We start from the raw sequence: 18515 nt of genomic DNA on the forward strand, positions 1-18515 counted from the left end.
AGCCTGCGGGCCCCTAATTGAGCCGCCGGCGTGCAAAAATCGACATTTCCCATTTGCCTTCCACCTCCCGCCGTTTGCCGCCTGTCTTCCAACCGCCGCCCCTTGCCTTTCCAACCGCTGTCCTTTCAGCGGCCGAAAGGGCAGCTTTGAGCTTGCAAAAGCAGTGCTTTGACAAGGCGAAAGGGCTGCTTTGACGCCGTCATCGACAAGCTTTTGCAAGCTGAAAGGGCTGCTTTGGGAAAACAGGGATGCGAAAAACCGGAACCGCTCAGGCAGCTCCGGTTGTGATGTCTGTTGAAAGCCATTGTGCTATTTGGCCATGATGGAGATGGCATAGCCACCCCCTGCGGCTGCACGCAGCTTTAGTTTCGTCTTCGCGGTCACGGCGCGCTTCACGATCTTGTAGCTTTGCGGGCGCGACTTGTAGTCGGCGTCGACGCCGTCCATGTAGATGGTGGCCTCATACTTGCGTCCCTTGTCGAGAAAGTCGAGCGCGATGGCGGACGTGCGGCCCTTCATGCCGGCCACACTGCCCACAAACCAGTTGTCGGTGCCTTTGGCCTTGCGGGCCGCCGTGATGTATTCCTGCGGCTCGGCCTCCAGATACACGGACTTGTCCCAGTCCACTGCCACGTCCTTGATGAACTGGAAGGCGTCGGCATGCTTCATGTAGTTCTCCGGGAAGTCGGCCGCCATCTGCAGCGGGCTGTACATCGTGACGTAGAGTGCCAGCTGTCCGCAGATGGTGGAGTTGCAGTGCGAGCCGTTGGTACAGTCCATCTCGAAGATGCCGGGCGTGTAGTCCATCGGTCCGCCTTGCAGACGAGTGAACGGAAGGATGGCGGTGTGGCCCGGCCGGGTGCCCCCGAAGGCCTGATACTCGGTGCCCCGTGCGCTCTCGTTGCCTATCAGGTTGGGATAGGTGCGGCAGAGTCCGGTGGGCCGCACGGCCTCGTGGGCGTTGACCATGATGTGGTAGTCGGCCGCCCGCTTCACGGCGTGCAGGTAATGGTTGATTTCCAGCTGGCTGTAATGGTGCTCGCCGCGCGGGATGATGTTGCCCACGTAGCCGCTCTTCACGGCGTCGTAGCCGTAGTCCTTCATGAGTTGGTAGGCCCGGTCCATGTATTTCTCATAGTTCATGACCGATGACGACGTCTCGTGGTGCATCATCAGCTTCACGCCCCGGGCGTGGGCGTAGTTGTTGAGGGCCTTGATGTCGAAGTCGGGATAAGGTGTGAGGAAGTCGAACACCTTTTCCTTCATGTTGCCGGCCCAGTCTTCCCAGCCGATGTTCCAGCCCTCCACCAGCACTTGGTCGAAGCCGTTGTCGGCGGCGAAGTCGATGTAGCGGCGCACATTGGCATTGTTGGCCGAGTGACGGCCCGACGGTTGGGCCTTGGCGTAGTCTGTCAGTCCGAGCTTGACGGACGGGAACTGGCTTGTATAGGCCCAGTCGCCCTTGCCGGAAATCATCTCCCACCACACACCGACGTACTTTGTGGGACGAATCCAGCTGGTGTCGGCCAGTTTGCAAGGTTCGTTGAGGTTGAGAATGAGGTTCGAAGCCAGCACCTTGCGGGCGTCGTCGGTCACCATGACCGTGCGCCATGGACTCTGGCAGGGCGTTTGCAGCCAGCCCTTCATGCCCTGTGCGTCGGGCGTGAGCCATGAACGGAACGTCATGCTCTTGTCGTCCAGGTCGAGGTGCATGGCCGGATAGTCCACCAGGGCGGCCTCGTGCAGGTTGAGATAGAGGCCGTCGTCGGTCTTGAGCATGAGCGAAGTCTGCACGCCGGTTGTGGAAAAGGATGTCTGCGAGAGGTTGTCGGTGATGGCTTTCTGGAGCAAACCGCGGATTTCGCTCAAGCGGGAACGGGTGTATTCATACTCCTGTGTGTCGTAATCGCCAGGTATCCACCAGGCCGTGTGGTCGCCCGTCATGGCAAACTCGGTGCGCTCTTCCTTCACGGTGAAGTAGTTGAGCTTGCCCTCCTGCGGAAATTCGTAGCGCAATCCCATGCCTTCGTCGTACACGCGGAAGCGGATGTCCATGCGACGGTCGGTCTTTTCCTGCACCAAATGCACCAGAAGCTCGTTGTAGTGGTTGCGGATGGAACTGCTTTCGCCCCACACCGGCTTCCAGGTTTCGTCGAAAGCACCGGTCTCCTGGCCTGCCAGCTTGAAGCCGTCGAGCAGGTTTTCGGTGTTGGCCAGTTCGTAACCCAGGCGGCTGGGCTTGACGACGACCTTGCCACGGAAGCTGACCATGTAGGTGGGTGTGGTGTTGTCGAGGTTGAAGACGACCTTCACCTCGCCGTTGGGGGATGTCACTTCTGCGGCAAAAGCCGTGTTCACGGCCGTGGCCAGCAGGAGAAACAGAAAGAAAAATAATCTTTTCATGCTTTGTTTCGTATTGTTTAGTTGGCTTTTGTCAGCTTGATGATCTTGCAGCCGTGCGATGGAATCTCGGCTTCCACTTTGTCTGAAACCTGTCCTTCGTCGGCGTGTGTCCAAAGGTTGCGGGCGTTCCATGTGCCGGAAAGTCCGATTTTTGAAAGTTCCAATGTACGGATGGCGGGCTGTTGGGCGCGGTTGAAGAGGCCGACGACCCAACTGCCGTCCTTCATTTGGCCATACCATATCTCGCCGTCGGTGTTCCAGTAGTTGCGTGCCAAAGGCTGACCGACGAATCCTTCCTTCTGCAATGCCAGCATTTCCGTGTTTTGGAAGAAGGTCAAGTCGTGTCCGGTAGGCATGTCGGTCACGGAAATCGGACCGCCCGCCATCAGCGGCAGCGACACGACAGCCTGCTTCTCGTCGTCGTTGGCAAAGCTTCCGATGCGGATGAAGTCGCCGTCGAGGCGAATCTTCTTGTGTCCTGATATCCTGGACCAGTTGATGAAGCCGTCGAAAGCATTCTCCGAGTTGGGCCATCCGCCACGCAATGTGCCGCGATTGTTGTCGGAGAAGCGGTACCAGGAGCCTTCCAGGGCGTCCGCATCGATGCGAATCATGTTGCCGGCGCACTTCTCCATGATGGCATTGTTCTTGAGATGAGGCATGACAAGCGATACGTATATGCCGTATTTCTTCGCGTACTTGTTGATCCATTGCATGCCTTTCACGTAACGTTCGCGGCCATATCCCTTGTCGATTTGGTCGGTATAGTTCATTCCATCCTCATACCATGAGAGGAAATCCATGCGTATATACTTCACGCCAAGGTCGGAATAGTGCTTGAAGAAGCCCTCGAAAAACTGCTCGGCGCCGGGATGTGAGGTGACAACCCAGCCGAACTGGTCGTTCTTGGTGGGGTGGAGCACGTCGGTGTCGATGGACGGATTGTAGCGCAGGCTGCCCACCTTGATTCCATCGGTGCCAGGAATGACGGCGTCGGGATTGGTGTAGTGCAGCCAGAAAGGACTGTCGTAGACGCCCAGCTTCAGGCCCTTGGCCTTCAGTTTGGCAATGATGGTGGTCAGTTCCACCTCCGATGAATTTTCATCTTTCTTCGTTCGGCTGTAGCGCGTCATGTAGCCGTTGTCTCCACTCATGGAGGCGAAGCCGTCGGTGACGAGCATGTCATAGCCGTAAGGTTTCAGATTCGTGGCTACATAGTCGATGGCCTTGTCCCAGTCTTCCTCTGTGAAGATGTTGGGGAACGAGCCGTCCTTCTCTTGTTGGCGCAAGGCACCGTAGACACTCCAGTAGAGTGGCGCGTAGTCGTTGCCTTCCTGCTCGGCCAAAGGTGTGAGACCTGTGGTCGGATCTTCCTTGTCGACGGCCAGATCGCTGGTCACGTCCCATGTATTGCTGTTGCAGCCAGTCGACAACATGACGAATGTCAGGCTGGCGATTATAAACTTCTTCATGTTCAATGCTATGTTTTGGTTAGTTTCTTGAGTTGCTGTCAGCCTTATATAGAATAAGGTGTAGACAGCAACTCTTTTACAACGAAAGGTTGATGGTCATGCTGTGATGCGGGTGATGGTGATTTTTTTGGTTGAGAAGTTGACCGTAATCTTGTACGTTCCGGTGGCGGTCACCTTCCATTTGTTGTCGTCTCCACCCTTCACGACGTTGCCTTTGTCGATTCCTGAGGCGTTGACCTCGGTGCCTGCGGCCGGCGCTTGCAGCCAATCCCCCGAGAAGTCGTTGTTGGTCGAGGTCAGGGCAATCTTGAATTCGCCGACTTTCAGTTCGCCTTGCCAGGTGAATTCAAGCGGTGTTGAGGACGCTTTGGTCATGGCGGTGCCGCCTATGTCCCAGCCCTTCGGTGTGGCGTCGCCCACCAGCCGGGCCTCGGCCGTAGCGATACTGTTGCCCGTTTCGCCCACATATTCGGCCGAAATCTTGTGGGATTTCATATCCACAGTGAGCACATAGTTGCCCGTTTTCGCCACTTTCCACTGATTGTCGGCACTCTTTCCGTTGCCGGCCACGACGCCGTCGGCCGCCACCCCCTTGTCGTTGATGAGCGTTTCGTTGGCCGGCGCGTAGAACCAGTCCTTGTCTTCTGTGCCGAAGTCGCCTGAGTTGGTGGCCATGAGCTTGAAAGTGCCCTCCTTCAATTCGCCCGCATAGACGAAGTTGTGGTCGGATGTCTTCTTGAACGCGAGGGCTTCGCCGATACTCCAGCCGTTGCCGGCTCCTCCGATGAGAAACAAAGTCTCCGTGTTCCAGACGTCTTTGGCCGGGTCTGGCGTGAATGCCGCTACGGTAATGGTGTGGTTCGTCAGGTCGACCACCAGCTTGTAGGTGCCCGCTTCGGTCACTTTCCACTTGTTGTCCGCGCCGCCCGTGTTGATTCCTTGCTTCGATACGCCCTCGTGATTGAGCGTGACGTCGGCTTCCGGAGCCTGGAGGAAGGGTCCGGCGAAGTCTTTCAGCACCGTGGCGTCGGACGTCATCTTGAACTCGCCGGCGTTCAGATGGCCTTCGTAAGTGAACTGGAGCGGGTTGTCGGCCGTCTTCTCCAACATCGTCACGGCTTCGGCAGACCATCCGCCAGGCGTCGCGTCACCGATGAAGCCGAGCGTTTTCGATGTGATTGGCGTCACAGGCTCGGCACCTTCGTAGGTTGCGGCTATCTTTCGGTCGCGCAGGTTGACCATTATGGTGTAGATACCAGCCAGTGTTATCTTCCATTTCGTGTCGTCGCCACCCTTGCGAACGTCTATTTCGTCACTGGCAACGCCCTTCGCGTTGATTTCTGTTCCGGCCTTCGGCGCGTAGATGAAGGTAGCCCCCCAGTCGCCTTTGCTCAACGAGAACTTCAGTTCGCCGGTCCCAAGCTTGCCATGATAGGTGAAAATATACTTGTCGGTTTCGCTCTTTGTCAGTTCGGTTGGGTTGTCGATGGACCATCCTGTCGGTGTGGCGTCGCCCACCATGTAGAGGTGATCCACTTTCAACGGCAGCTCTTCGGTGATCATCACGATGTCTTTGTCGTCGTCGCATGACTGGAATGTCGCCGACACGAGCAGCGCCAAGAGGGCAAACGCTCCGTATTTGAATATTCGTTTCATGTCAATGTAAGGTTTTTTGGTGATTAATCTTTGTAGCCGGGGTTCTGCTTCAGCGCCTTGTTGGCGCCCAGAATGTCGCGATGGAAAGGGAAGATGAGCGTGTGGTCGTCGGCATCTGCGTCCTTGTCCCACCAAGCGTCGAGGAATTTTCCGAAGCGAATCAGGTCGACACGGCGGCGTCCTTCGGCGAAGAACTCGCGTCCCCATTCGTTCAACATCTCCTTCATGTCCAGCTTGGCGGAGCCTTCCGGCGCGTAGAGGGCGGTGCTCCAATCGTTGGAAGGATAATTGCGGCGGCGCACTTCGTTGAGCAATTTGCCGGCGCCGGCCGCATCGCCCTGACGCAGTTTGCACTCCGCCAGACTGTAGATGATTTCCGGCAGGCGGATTTCGCTGTAGTCCGCCTCGAGTTGACCGGCCTCGTCGTCGGAATAAAGCGGATATTTCACGAACATCCAGCCCGAGTTGTCGTCGCCGTTTTCCAGTCTGCTGTCGGCTGAAGCCAGCCATTTGTCGCCGTCGGTGGCCCCGAATTTGCCCACCGCGTCGCGCAGGTCGAGCGTATATTTGCCGTTGTGGTCCTTCAGATAGGCCGTGTTTCCGTTCTCATCCGTGTAGGCGATCTTGCCATAGATGAACATTCCTTCACGCTTGTTGTTGCCCAAGTTGGTGTATTTCTTCAAGCGGACGTCCGACGGATACATCTTGAAGCGCTCTATCGGCATGCCCAGCTCGTAGTTGTACTTCTCCCCCTTGGGATTGTAGCTGGGCGAAGCGGAGTATTTGATGTTGTGGTCGCCCTGCTTGTTCTTCTGGTCGTGCAGCCAATCCTTGGCCTTTGAAGGCACCGACCACCAATACATGTCGCCCGTATAGTGCCAGTGTGAGTAGCCGGCGGAGCCCGGGAAGGCGAAGATAAGCTCGTCACAGGTCTCGTTGTTCCAATCGAATGCGGCGTCCCAGCGGTCTGCCACCTTGTAGGTTCCATAGTTTCCATCGAGGATTCCCTGCGCGTATTGGGCGCAATCGGTGCAATGGTCTTCGCCGATATACACCTTGGCGTTGAGATAGAGACGCACGAGCAGCGCGGCGGCGCCGGCCTGTGTCCACTGCCCTTGGATGGTTTGGTTGCCACCCGACGCGCTTTTCTTGATCAGTTCGGGGATGGCAGCCTTCAGTTCAGACTCTATGAAGTCGTAGATGACTTTGGGTTTCACCTGTCCTTTCGAGTTTTTGTCGGTGTCATAGTAGCTCACTGCCAATGGAATATGGCGGAACATGTCGAGCAATCGCAGGTAGAACCAGGCGCGCAACACGCGGTTTTGCGCCTTCAGATTGTTGAATTCGGCGTCTGAAAAACCGAATTTGGCAGCCGAAAGCTTGTCCAAATCCTCGATGACGAGGTTGGTTTGCATGATTCCCTGAAAGCATCCGTTGTACTCACTCTGGGCCTCTCCGTTGGTCGTGAGCCATTGGTGGCGGTGCAGGCGCGCCCATCGGCCGCCGTCATCCCACCAGTCTTCACGGGTGGGCGTTATCAACTGGTCGGCTGTTTCCTCATTGAGTACCTGGCGACTCTGCACACTCCAGAAAGCATGTTCAAAGGGACGGAGGACCGCCCGCACCACATCATCCTTGGTATTGTAATAGTTTTGCGAGGCAACTTGGTCGTAGAGCGTCTCGCCCAGGTCGGTACAACCGGTGAGACCCGTGGCCAACAACATGAAGCCCGCTGCATATTTGATAGTCTTTTTCATATCGAATGATAATAAATAAGGTTCTTGTTTGTCAGAAATCAATTTGCATTCCCACCATAAACTGGCGTGTAGATGGATAGTAGGTACGTGATTTGGTTGCGCCGGGCTCGGTTCCGTTCACCTGATAATTGGACGGGTCAATGCCTGAAAACTTCGTGATGGTGAAGAGGTTGCCGGCCGTTGCGTAGAAGCGAATGGCGTCGATGTACTTCTTGTTCAGGTTCAATGTGTAGCCAAGGTTCACCGACGAGAGCTTCAGATAGTCGCCCGGCTCCAGGAAATAGTCGCAAACGAGTGGATTCTGTGAGATGATTTTGTTCTTGCTGTAGGCCTTGTCCATCACGTTTCCTTGGAAATTCTTCGTTCCGTAGTAGAAGTCGTGGATGTTGAAGATGTCGAAACCGAGCGCCGTTTGGAAGAAGAAGGAGGCCTCAAAGTTCTTGTAACGGAAGCTGTGGGTCATCGATCCGGTGAACTTGGGCAGTCCGTTGCCCACAAACTGGCGGTCGTCGTCGGTGGCGTTGTCGCCCAACACCTTGTCGCCGTCCTTGTCGTAGACGACCCATCGGCCCTGCGAATCGACGCCGGCATACTTCAACATGTAGAAGCTGCCTATGCGACGGCCTTTCTCTATGCGCTGTAGTGTGTGGAAAGGGTAGGGGTCTTCGGGACTGACCACGTCGTAATAGTCCTGTCCAACGAACTCGTTGTTGCTGAAGCTGACGAACTTGTTGCTCATCGTAGCACCGATAATGTTGAGCGTGTAGCTGAAATTCTTGGTCTTGACGGCATTCCATGTGATGTCGAACTCAAATCCGCTGTTGCGCATGGTGCCCACGTTGACGAAGGTGTTGTCGAACAGATAGGGCGGAATCGACACCTTGTAGTCGCCCAACAGGTCCTGTTGCTTACGGTTGTAATAGTTGAACGAACCGTAAAGCCTGCCCTTGAACAATGTCCAGTCAAGTCCGATGTTCCAGTTTTTGCCTTTTTCCCAGCGCAGATTAGGGTTCACATTCTTGCCCGGTCCCCACACTTGATAGTATTTTCCATGATAAGTGTAGTAGCCGAAGCCCGACATTGTGTTCAACGACTTGTAGCTGTCGAAGTTCTGGTTGCCCGTCACGCCATAGTCGGCGCGCAGCTTCAGGTCGGTCAGCCAGCTCTTCGTTCCCTCCATGAAGGCTTCGTCGGAGACGCGCCAGCCTGCCGATATGGCGGGGAAGTCGCCCCACTTGTGGTTGGTGCCGAACTTTGACGAACCTTCGTGGCGCATGGAGGCGGTCAACATGTAGCGACCCTTCCAGTCGTAGCTCACGCGGCCGAAGAAAGCGATGAGCTTGGAATCATTCATATATGAGTCCATGCCGACCTCGCCTTCGTCTTTGGCCAGCGTGCCGCTGCCGAGATTGTTGTCTTCGAGGGCGTCGTTGGGGAAGTCCTTGTTCTCGGCGCTCAGTCCTGAGTACTTGTCATACTGGTAAGAGTAGCCTGCCATGACCTTGACATTGTGATTACCGAAGGAGTTGCTGTAGTTGGTGATCCATTCCAAGCTGTGTAATGAAGATTTGGAGTAATCTTGTTTCGCCTCACCCGAGCGTCCGCCATTGATGGCGCGTGTGCTGGTAGAGGGGCGGAACCACTGGTTGTAGTTGTCATATTGGTGGTCGGCGAAGGTCAACTGCGTCGTCAGCATCTGTCGTCCCGGGTTTTTCAGCAGCAGCGGGAAGAGGTTCAGCCTTATCGTACCGTCCCAGTCGATGAGCTTCGTGGTGCCGGTGTGCTTTTCCAGGTCTTCCAGTTCAACGGGATTGTAGGCTGCCGACTGGCCTTTGAAGTTGTAATACAACGCAGGATTCTGCGGATCCATGATCGGAGTGGTGGGATTGGCCTCTATGGCGTTGCGGAATACGTCCCACGAAGCGTTCTTGCGGTAGGCCACACGTGGCGCGATGTTGACGACGAAGGTGAACAGTCCGCCCTTGGTCGTGTGGTTCAGGGCCACGCGGCCGCCGTATTCCTCACGGCCGGAGTAGCGGTCTATCCCCTTGGAATTGCGATAGTCGACCGACGCGCGATAGTTGGATTGGGCGTTGCCGCCGCTCAGTGTCAGCGTATGTTGGGTGCGGACGCCCACACGGCTCACCGCGTCGAGCCAGTCGACGGAGCCTCCCAGGTCGTAGCCGGTACCCGACGCGATGCGGTTGGCCCGATACTCGTCGGCACTGAGCATGTCGAGTTCCTTCTTGATGACGTCGAACGACACCATGCCATTGTAAGTTGTGTGCAGATTTCCGTCGCGACTGCCCTTCTTGGTGGTCACGAGGACGACGCCGTTGGAGCCTCGTGTGCCGTAGATGGCACTGGCCGCACCGTCTTTCAGGATGTCGAAACTCTCGATATCGTTGGGGTTCAGGTTGGTCAGGTTGCCGCCGGGAATGCCGTCGATGACGATCAACGGACCCAAGCCGGCCTTCCGCGACGACACACCCCGCACCTGAATGCTGGCTTGGTTGTTAGGGTCGCCGGCACCGGTGTTGGTGATCGACACGCCCGGAACCTTGCCCTGAATCATCATCGAGGGGTCAACACTGGCCACTTTGGTGAAGTCTTTGGAGGAGACATGGGAGATGGCAGAGGTCAATTCCTTCTTGTCCATCGAGCCATAGCCCACCACCACCACCTCATCGAGGTTGGCTGCGACGTCTTCTGTCAGTTTGATGGTGAGCTGTGAACGGCCGTTGACAGGCACTTCCTGCGTCTTGTAACCTATATAGGATACGTGGAGCACGGCCTTTTCGCCGCTTACCTTCATCGTGAAGGCGCCGTCCAGGTCGGTGGCTACGCCGTTTTTGGTTCCGGCCTCCATGACGGTGGCGCCGATAACGGGCTCGCCGCTCTTGTCGGTCACCAAGCCTTTCACACTGAAATTTTGAGCAAACGCACTCACGGAACACAGAATCATTGCCAGCAGGGCAAGCGTTCTGTGCCATGAGCCGTCCTTGTTTTGCACGGGTTTCATAATCATTGGTTTTAAGAGAATTGTCATTAGTCAATTGATAGCTTTGCTGCTGAAGAACGGTTGTTCATGACCGACCGTCATTCAGTGGTGCAAAGATAACTTAAAATCAATGATATAAGAATGCGAGGTATTGAAAATATAGTGCCTTTAGCTTGTCAAGTGATTGGTATATAGTGTTTTGTGATTTTGAAAAAGGCTTAAAAAGTAGTGGCTTTTAAAGCCTTTGAGACTATTCTTCGTGGTGTTTCCCTATGTTCATCACCTGCGTTTCCAGTTCGTCCCGCTCGCCCCTGGCCTTGTTCCGCACCCTTGTGCGGTAGTTGTAGATGGTCGTGGTGGAGTAGCGGAGGAACTGCGCGATCTTCACGCTGTCGGTAATGCCCAGGCGGATGAGCGCGAAGATGCGCAGTTCGGTGTTGAGCTTGTGCCCGGTTTTCGGCACAATCGCTTCGCCCGGCTGTAGCAGTGCGTTGAATTCTTCGACAAACGAGGGGAAGAGTTGGATGAAAGTGTCGTCGAAACTGTCGTAGAACTCGGCCAGTTCGCTCTCCACTTCCCGGTTGGAGACCTTCACGGCCTCTTTCAACTCTTGCGTCCGACCCGTCGAAAGCAGTTTGCTGAGGTGGGTGCGCAGCTGTTTCATCTTCTCCAGATAGATGGAACACTGGTCCATGTAGCGGGCGATGTACTCTTCCTTGATGTAGGAATTTTCAGCAATCAGCAGGTTTTGCTGCTTGATTTCCTTATTATATTGGAGCAGCTGACTGTTCATGTCGCGCAGTTTGGCGTTGACCTCGGCCAAGTCTTGCCGTGCCTTGACCACTGTGGCCTTCTGTCGGAGCACGTAGCGCACGGCAAAGAGCAGGCAGACGGCCAGCAGACTGACCAGCACCAGGGCCCAAACGATAATCATCTGCTGCTGGTGTTTCTTGGCCATGTAGGCCTCGTTGATGATGGGAAAGGTGTCGAGAATCTCCAGAATGCGCAGTCGGGCGTTGCAAGCCTTGGCGTCCTGCATGCAGATCGTCAGGTATTTGTAGGCCCGGTCGACGTCTCCTTCCTGGAAAAGGATGGTCGCCAGCTTGCGCAAGGATATATATTCGCGGGTGTCGCTCTTCATGTCTTCGATGGCCGAAATGATGTAGAAGCGTTTCGACAGTTCTTTTTCGTCGAGATGGCGGTAGGCTTCGGCCAGGGTGTAAGCGTAGCCCGCGTCAAAGCGTCCGTCATCGCTGTGTCTGAAAGGTTGCAGAAATGAGAGCGCCTGCTTGTACTGACCATGTGTAATCAGCTTGTCGGCGTAGACCATTCTGTAGAGTTCCGAAGACGGACTGTTGTGTGCCAGCAGCGAGTCGCGGTAGCGGTCGGTCAGTTGCGAATAGTCTTCCTTTTCCTGTTCGGTGACGGCATAATCAGCCATCAGCCCATAGAGCGTGCGTGAAAGGTGATAGAGTAGCGGCCGATTGATTCCCAAGGGCTTGTTGTCATGCAACGGTTGCAGCATTTCGTAGGCCTCCTTGAACATTCCTATCGTTGTAAGTGTTTCTATCTTATGGAGTTTGGCGTTTATAACCTGTTGCGCGTCGTTCGCCTTCACAGCCTTCTGATAGAGCAGGTCGGCATAGAATAGGGATGAATCCGTATTGAATGCGGCATATTCGCTGGCCAGTCGGTCGCAAATCTCCATCTGTTTCTGTTGATTTGTACCGCTTGTGGCCTTCAATTCGCGGTGCAGTTGTCGGATGGCGCGCTCCTTGTTGGCGATGTAGGTGGGGCGCATCTCGATGGCTTTGTCCAGTTCGTTGAGCAGACTGTCGTTCGTATCGGCCGCCATCGTTAGACTGTCGGCCAGTAAAAGGATGAGTAGATATAGGTATTTCTTCATTTTGGAGCTTCTTTGACATGGCGTTTCCGAAGGATTCTGACACCTCGTAGCGAATCCATTGCAAATATATTATATTTTTTCTGCATAGCAGTTGTTTTGTCGGAACTATTCGGCGATTTCTTCGTAGACTCATGGAAAAAGTCGATTCAGCCATCTGTTTGTAGTTGTTTTCTTTTCAAATACGCTTGCGTATGGCGTCTTTCGGTGTCGAAACGTTTTTCTGAGGCGGCATGGCACATGTTTTGGAAAGTTCTCGACAAGCCGATAGAGCATGGTTGATGGGGCGTTGGGTTCGTAGTGTTGTCCTTTGCCTTTCCAACCGCTGCCCTTTCAGCGGCCGAAAGGGCAGCTTTGAGCTTGCAAAAGCAGTGCTTTGACAAGACGAAAGGGCTGCTTTGACGCCGTCATCGACAAGCTTTTGCAAAAACGTCACGGTCTGCCCGAAAGGAGGAGGGGCTGCGGAGCGGAAGCGGCTTGTGGGCAATGGAGCATTCCAAGCTTCACATTTCCCACTCCAAGCTTCACATTCCCCACCCCAAGCTTCACATTTCCCATTCCAAACTTCACATTTCCCACTCCAAGCTTCACATTTCCCATTCCAAACTTCCCATTCCACACTTCTCATTTCACATTCCCCACTCCCCGTCCCCTTGCTGTGGATATGGTTTTGCTGCTTTCCCGTGCAATAATCCTGCGTTTGTTCCGTTTATACGTTCAGATACATCTTTTATAAGTCTTATTATTTTGAAAGTTATGAAAAAGTTAATGTTAAGCCTCTGCATGACTTTGGTCGGCATGGGGGCCTTTGCACAGCGGGGCAACATCGAATTGGGAGGGAAGTTGAATTGTGCTTCCAGTCAGCCGAAGGTGGGCGTGGGCGTCGTGGCCCGCTATCAAATAGACCGGAACTTCCGTCCGGAACTGACGCTGAACTACTATCCGGAAGACGGACACGTGTCGGCTTGGGACTTGAATGTCAACCTGCATTACATCTTCGACATCACCAATCGGTTCAAGCTCTATCCTTTGGGAGGCTTGGGAGCCTTCACCTACGACAACAGTTGGGTCGTTCCTGACGGCAGCAGCTCCAAGCTTGGCTTGAATTTGGGCGGCGGTCTGCAGTTCAACATCACCCGCGAACTGCATCTGAACGCCGAGACCTATTGCCAGTTGGTGTCCGACAATGGGCGGGGCGTCATGAATGTGAGCCTTGTCTACGTGTTCTGACATTCGGAACGCACGTTTTCCAACTTACAGCAGAGGATGAGTGGGCCGCTCCCAATGCTGTGATAATCTGTAGAATATGTCGTTTGACACCGCTTCTACAGGTTTTTTATGTTTTTTTGAGGGCTTCCGTTTTGGTCGTCTCATAACTTTTTCGTATCATTGCAGTTGACTTTGTTGGATAACTGATTTGTTTTTGAAAAACGAAAAGTTATCCAAAACGTTTTCATAAAGTGCTTATAATCATGTGATTGACATAAATTAACGTGCTAAAAGTTTTCCAAAATGGAAATCGTGTCCATTTATTTGCTATCTTTGCGAACAGATATTAACCAGCAATTCATTATTATTTATTTGGCATTACAATGATACAGACTGTAGTAAAGCGTGACGGGCGCATCGTTGGTTTCAACGAACAGAAGATCATGGCTGCAATCCGCAAGGCCATGTTGCACACCGAGAAGGGTGAAGACGAGAATCTGATAGAGAAGATCTCCAGTCACATTATTTATAAAGGGAAGCCGCAGATGACGGTGGAGGCCATCCAGGACGCCGTCGAAGTGGAGCTCATGCGCAGCAAGCGCAAGGATGTGGCGAAGGCATACATCCAGTATCGCAACCAGCGTTCCATCGCCCGCAAGGCCAAAACGCGTGATGTCTTCCTCGATATAGTCAACATCAAGTCGAACGACGTTACGCGCGAGAATGCCAATATGAACGCCGACACGCCCGCCGGCATGATGATGAAGTTCGCTTCGGAGACCACCAAGCCGTTCGTCGACGACTATCTGCTTTCTGAAGAGGTGCGCGATGCCGTGGAACACAACTACCTTCACATCCACGACAAGGACTATTATCCCACCAAATCGCTCACTTGCTGCCAGCATCCGCTCGACCGCATTCTGAACGAAGGGTTCACCGCAGGGCACGGTTCGTCACGTCCGGCCAAGCGCATAGAGACCGCTTCGGTGCTGGCTTGCATCTCGTTGGAGTGTGCTCAGAACGAGATGCACGGCGGACAGGCCATCCCCGCCTTCGATTTCTACCTGGCTCCGTTCGTTCGTTCCAGCTTTGTTGAGGAGATGAAAAGCCTCGAAAAGCTCTACGGACAGGACTTCTCGCATCTGTATCAATGCGAAATCGACGACTATCTCTCGCGCGACCTCGACGGATTGGAGGGTGAAGAGCGGGTCGTACAGTTCGCCGTCAACCGCACGGTGGCCCGCGTCCACCAGTCGATGGAGGCTTTCATCCACAACATGAACACCATCCATTCGCGCGGCGGCAACCAGGTTGTGTTCTCAAGTATCAACTACGGCACCGACATTTCGGCCGAAGGACGCTGCGTAGTGCGTGAGATTCTGAAGTCGACCTACGAGGGTGTGGGCAATGGAGAGACCGCCATTTTCCCCATTCAGATATGGAAGAAGAAGCGGGGAGTGAACTATCAGCCGCAAGACCGCAACTACGACCTCTACCAACTGGCCTGCAAGGTGACGGCCCGCCGCTTTTTCCCCAACTTCATCAACCTGGACGCGACGTTCAACCAGAGCGATGCCTGGCGATTGGACGACCCGAAACGCTACTTGAACGAAGTGGCGACGATGGGTTGCCGCACCCGCGTGTTTGAAAACCGCTTCGGCGAGAAGACATCCATCGGCCGAGGCAACCTCAGCTTCTCCACCATCAACATCGTGAAGCTGGCCATCGAGTGCATGGACGTTGAGGATCGGCAGCAGCGCATCGACAAGTTCTTCGCCAAATTAGACAACTTGCTGGAGGTGACGGCACGTCAGTTGGACGAGCGTTTCCAGTTCCAGAAGACGGCATTTGCCAAGCAATTCCCGCTGTTGATGTCGAAACTCTGGATCGGCAGCGACAAGTTGAAGGGCGACGAGTCCGTGGAGAGCGTCATCAACCAGGGCACGCTGGGTATCGGTTTCATCGGATTGGCCGAGTGTCTCAAGGCTTTGACGGGCCGACATCACGGCGAGAGCGATGAAGCGCAGCAGCTCGGCGTGAAGATTGTGACCTACATGCGCGACCGGGTGAAGGATTTCTCGGAGCGTTACCAGCACAACTACTCCGTATTGGCAACGCCGGCGGAGGGTCTTTCGGGCAAGTTCACCAAGAGAGACCGCAAGCAGTTCGGCGTCATTCCGGGCGTAACGGACCGCGACTACTACACCAATTCCAACCACGTGCCCGTCTATTACAAGTGCTCGGCGCTGCACAAGGCGCAGGTGGAGGCCCCTTATCACCAGCTGACGTTGGGCGGTCATATCTTCTACGTCGAGATTGACGGCGACGCCACGCACAATCCGCAGGTCATTATGAACGTGGTTGACATGATGGACAAGTACAATCTGGGCTACGGATCGGTCAACCACAACCGCAACCGCTGCATGGACTGCGGCTACGAGAATGCCGACGCCGAGCTGGAGGCATGCCCGAAGTGCGGTGGCCGCCACATCGACAAACTGCAACGCATCACCGGCTATCTCGTGGGAACCACCGACCGCTGGAACAACGCGAAGCTGTCCGAGCTGAACGACCGCGTGACGCACGTCGACACGCCCCAGGCCCAATAGCGGAAGCACGATGATCAGCGTTCTCGATATCGTCCACGACACGATGGTCGACGGCCCCGGGTTCCGCACTTCGGTCTATTGCGCGGGCTGTTCGCATGCCTGTCCGGGGTGCCACAACCCACAGTCGTGGGACATGGAGGCCGGCCATCGGCTGTCGACGGACGACATCATGCGGGAAATCATCAGCGACCCGTTTGCCAACGTCACCTTCACGGGGGGCGACCCGATGTTCCAGGCCGTGGGATTCCTGGACTTGGCCAAGGCCATTCGGCGGGAAACGGACAAGAACATCTGGTGTTTCACGGGCTTTCGGTTCGAGCAACTCGTGGCGAAGGCTGAACAACGGGCGTTGCTGGAGCACGTCGACGTATTGATGGACGGCCCCTTCATCCTGCCGCTGCGCAACCCCGACCTGCTCTTCCGTGGCTCGTCCAACCAGCGGGCCATCCTTGTGGGCGAGTCGTTGCGCCAAGGCCGCGTGGTGGAGTTGAGCGACGAGGACATCCTGTCCATGTAAATTGGTTTGTAAAGTATGAATACGACAAAGGCGTTGCCCATCGGCAACGCCTTTGTCATTTCATCTTGACACTTGTCCGGTCATCTGATGACCACGTTGTCAATCAGATAGGAGGCCGTCGGGACAGGCTCGTCGCAGCCTGGAAGCGGCGGACATGGCTCCTGGTTGGGCGTGTTTCGGTCGGGCAGATTGCGATATTCGCCCGTCCGGAAGCTCAGTCTTTCGACGCCTTTCACGGCATGCAGCGTGACGGTGGTCGTACCGTTGCAGGACACCTGGTTGCCGTCGACCGCGAGTTCCACCTGCAACCAGCGGTCCGTCTGGTAGTTGCCGCAGGGTTGGTGGTTGAGGCTGATGACGCCGCCGTGGAGCCGCAGGCAGGCCACCCGCTCGCCGTGGCGGTCGGTAAGGTCTATTTCAAGCGGGTCGTCGTTCTCCTTTTCCACTTTCAAGTCGAAGCGGATGGTCGCCTTCGTCGTGTTCTCGAAAGTCCGGATGGCCCTGGCGTAGTCGTAAGGGTCGGCGTCCGTGAGGCGCAACTGGTGGCTTTCGTTGACCGAGACGGGGCACCAGGCCGGACTGTAGATGTTCCAATTGGGAACGGAAGCACCGGGACGGATGTTGTCGAAGTTGTCGTCGACGGGGCCACTCCAGGTCGTTCGGACGGGCAACTGCACCCGGCTGACCCATATATCCTCCTTGTTGACGCTGTAGCAGAGCCACATGTTGCTGTCCGAAGGCTGCTCTTCGCCCTCCGTAATGCCGCGGACGTAGCACGGTCCGAAGTCTTTGTTCTCACCCATGAACCGCCGTGGCGGCACTTCGCCGTGCACCACGCCGATGGAATCGTAGACAATGCCGTCGTCGCCGGTCATCGTGACGAGCGGATAGCGGTAGGGTTGCGTCTCTATCGGGTTGAAACAGAGCGCGAAGCGGCCGTCGCGGGTGCGCTGTCCCCACTGTTTTCCGCCCGCCATGATGAGCGACGGCACCCTGACCGGTGTCGACCAACTCCGTCCTTCGTCGTCCGACAGGGCCGCGTAGGACCACTTCCACAGGGCCACCACCTTTCCGTCGCGCCGGTGGTAATAAGAAGTGGCCTGCACCTTGTTGACCGAATCCTTCAGCGTATAGAAGCCGTCGAGTCCACGGTCTTCGTCAATCCACTGCAATGTCTTGAGTTTGTCGCCGAGCAAAGCCCGGCACGCCGCCTTGAAAGCCTTGTCCTTGGACGACGTGTAGAAAGGAAACGCCGTGTTGGAAGCGTTCCACTGCGCGTGCGAAGAGTAGCGGATGAAGTGGATGGGGCCCATCGTGCCGTCCTTCCTCACCTCTCTGGCCACCCGGCCGATACCCCCCTCCTTGAACGGGTCGTAGCTGTGGCCGTAGAATCCCACGACGAGCAGCTTACCGTTGGGCGCATGGTAGAAGCCCATGCGCTGGTGCATGATGTATCCGTAATAAGGTTTGGGAAAGCCGACGCCCTGCGGCGCCTTGTATTCGGGGAACGCCACCATGGGCTTTCCCCAGTGGCGGCCGTCGGTCGAAGTGACGACGAGCGTGTGGCCGGGCGGTTGGTGCTCGTCTTTGGGGTTCGACAGATACTCCAGATAGAACCTCCCGTTCCAATAAGTCATGTTGGGCGCGTGGTTGTAGGTCCATCCGAAGCCGTCGGCGCGCTCCGGATGCGTCCTGTTGGCACGCATCACCTGGATGTTTTCCGTGCCGATCGCGTAGCGGAAACCGCCCTCATGCAGTCTGGGATTGCAGATTTCGCCGCCTATGTAGGTCACGGGTTCGGCCAGGGAGCCGCTTTGCGCCCATGCGGCGGCAGGGATTACGGCTGATAAAAGCAAGTAGAACAAATGTTTCATGTCATCGGTATTGATGTTGCAAAGGTAGGACGGCCGTGCGATTATGGCCCTTTTGCGGCGTTAAAGGTGGTTAAAGTCGGGACGTTGCAGCCGAAAATGTCTATATTTGCCCTG

At 55.5% G+C, this 18515-nt stretch carries 10 protein-coding genes; 3 read left to right on the forward strand and 7 right to left on the reverse strand.

Annotated elements, in window-relative coordinates:
* Window positions 1-309: 309 nt before the first annotated feature.
* From K334_RS0105490 to K334_RS0105515, 6 genes are all read right to left on the reverse strand, one after another.
* Complete coding sequence (locus K334_RS0105490) at window positions 310-2403, reverse strand: glycoside hydrolase family 97 protein (protein ID WP_025880514.1); 2094 nt, start codon at window positions 2401-2403, stop codon at window positions 310-312.
* 17 nt (window positions 2404-2420) lie between these two features.
* Entirely contained in the window at window positions 2421-3875 is a 1455-nt protein-coding gene (locus K334_RS0105495; protein WP_027444634.1) for a signal peptide-containing protein, read from the reverse strand.
* Window positions 3876-3971: 96 nt separating this feature from the next.
* Window positions 3972-5531, reverse strand: a complete 1560-nt coding sequence (locus K334_RS0105500; protein ID WP_025880508.1) for a SusF/SusE family carbohydrate-binding protein — start codon at window positions 5529-5531, stop codon at window positions 3972-3974.
* 23 nt (window positions 5532-5554) lie between these two features.
* Window positions 5555-7288 carry a RagB/SusD family nutrient uptake outer membrane protein gene (locus K334_RS0105505; RefSeq protein WP_027444635.1) on the reverse strand — a complete coding sequence of 578 codons (1734 nt, stop codon included), beginning with the start codon at window positions 7286-7288 and terminating at the stop codon, window positions 5555-5557.
* A gap of 31 nt (window positions 7289-7319) precedes the next feature.
* Window positions 7320-10316, reverse strand: a complete 2997-nt coding sequence (locus K334_RS0105510; RefSeq protein ID WP_390896189.1) for a SusC/RagA family TonB-linked outer membrane protein — start codon at window positions 10314-10316, stop codon at window positions 7320-7322.
* 223 nt (window positions 10317-10539) lie between these two features.
* Window positions 10540-12195 carry a SusR family glycan utilization regulator gene (locus K334_RS0105515; RefSeq protein ID WP_027444637.1) on the reverse strand — a complete coding sequence of 552 codons (1656 nt, stop codon included), beginning with the start codon at window positions 12193-12195 and terminating at the stop codon, window positions 10540-10542.
* A 753-nt stretch (window positions 12196-12948) separates the two neighbouring features.
* Here K334_RS0105515 and K334_RS0105520 point away from each other — a divergent pair.
* The 3 genes from K334_RS0105520 to nrdG all read left to right on the forward strand — a co-directional run bounded on the left by K334_RS0105520 (window position 12949) and on the right by nrdG (window position 16527).
* Window positions 12949-13422: an outer membrane beta-barrel protein gene (locus K334_RS0105520; protein ID WP_025880507.1), complete on the forward strand. Its 474-nt coding sequence runs from the start codon at window positions 12949-12951 to the stop codon at window positions 13420-13422.
* A gap of 362 nt (window positions 13423-13784) precedes the next feature.
* Window positions 13785-16010, forward strand: a complete 2226-nt coding sequence (locus tag K334_RS0105525; protein ID WP_021589036.1) for an anaerobic ribonucleoside triphosphate reductase — start codon at window positions 13785-13787, stop codon at window positions 16008-16010.
* Window positions 16011-16020: 10 nt separating this feature from the next.
* A complete protein-coding gene (gene nrdG, locus K334_RS0105530) occupies window positions 16021-16527 on the forward strand; it encodes an anaerobic ribonucleoside-triphosphate reductase activating protein (RefSeq protein WP_025880506.1) in 507 nt (168 codons plus the stop codon).
* Window positions 16528-16607: 80 nt separating this feature from the next.
* Here nrdG and K334_RS0105535 read toward each other — a convergent pair whose 3' ends face one another.
* Window positions 16608-18401, reverse strand: coding sequence for a glycoside hydrolase family protein (locus tag K334_RS0105535; RefSeq protein ID WP_027444638.1), 1794 nt, complete (start codon window positions 18399-18401; stop codon window positions 16608-16610).
* Window positions 18402-18515 lie beyond the last annotated feature (114 nt).

The organism is Segatella baroniae DSM 16972 = JCM 13447, assembly GCF_000426585.1.
In the GTDB taxonomy this organism is placed as follows: domain Bacteria; phylum Bacteroidota; class Bacteroidia; order Bacteroidales; family Bacteroidaceae; genus Prevotella; species Prevotella baroniae.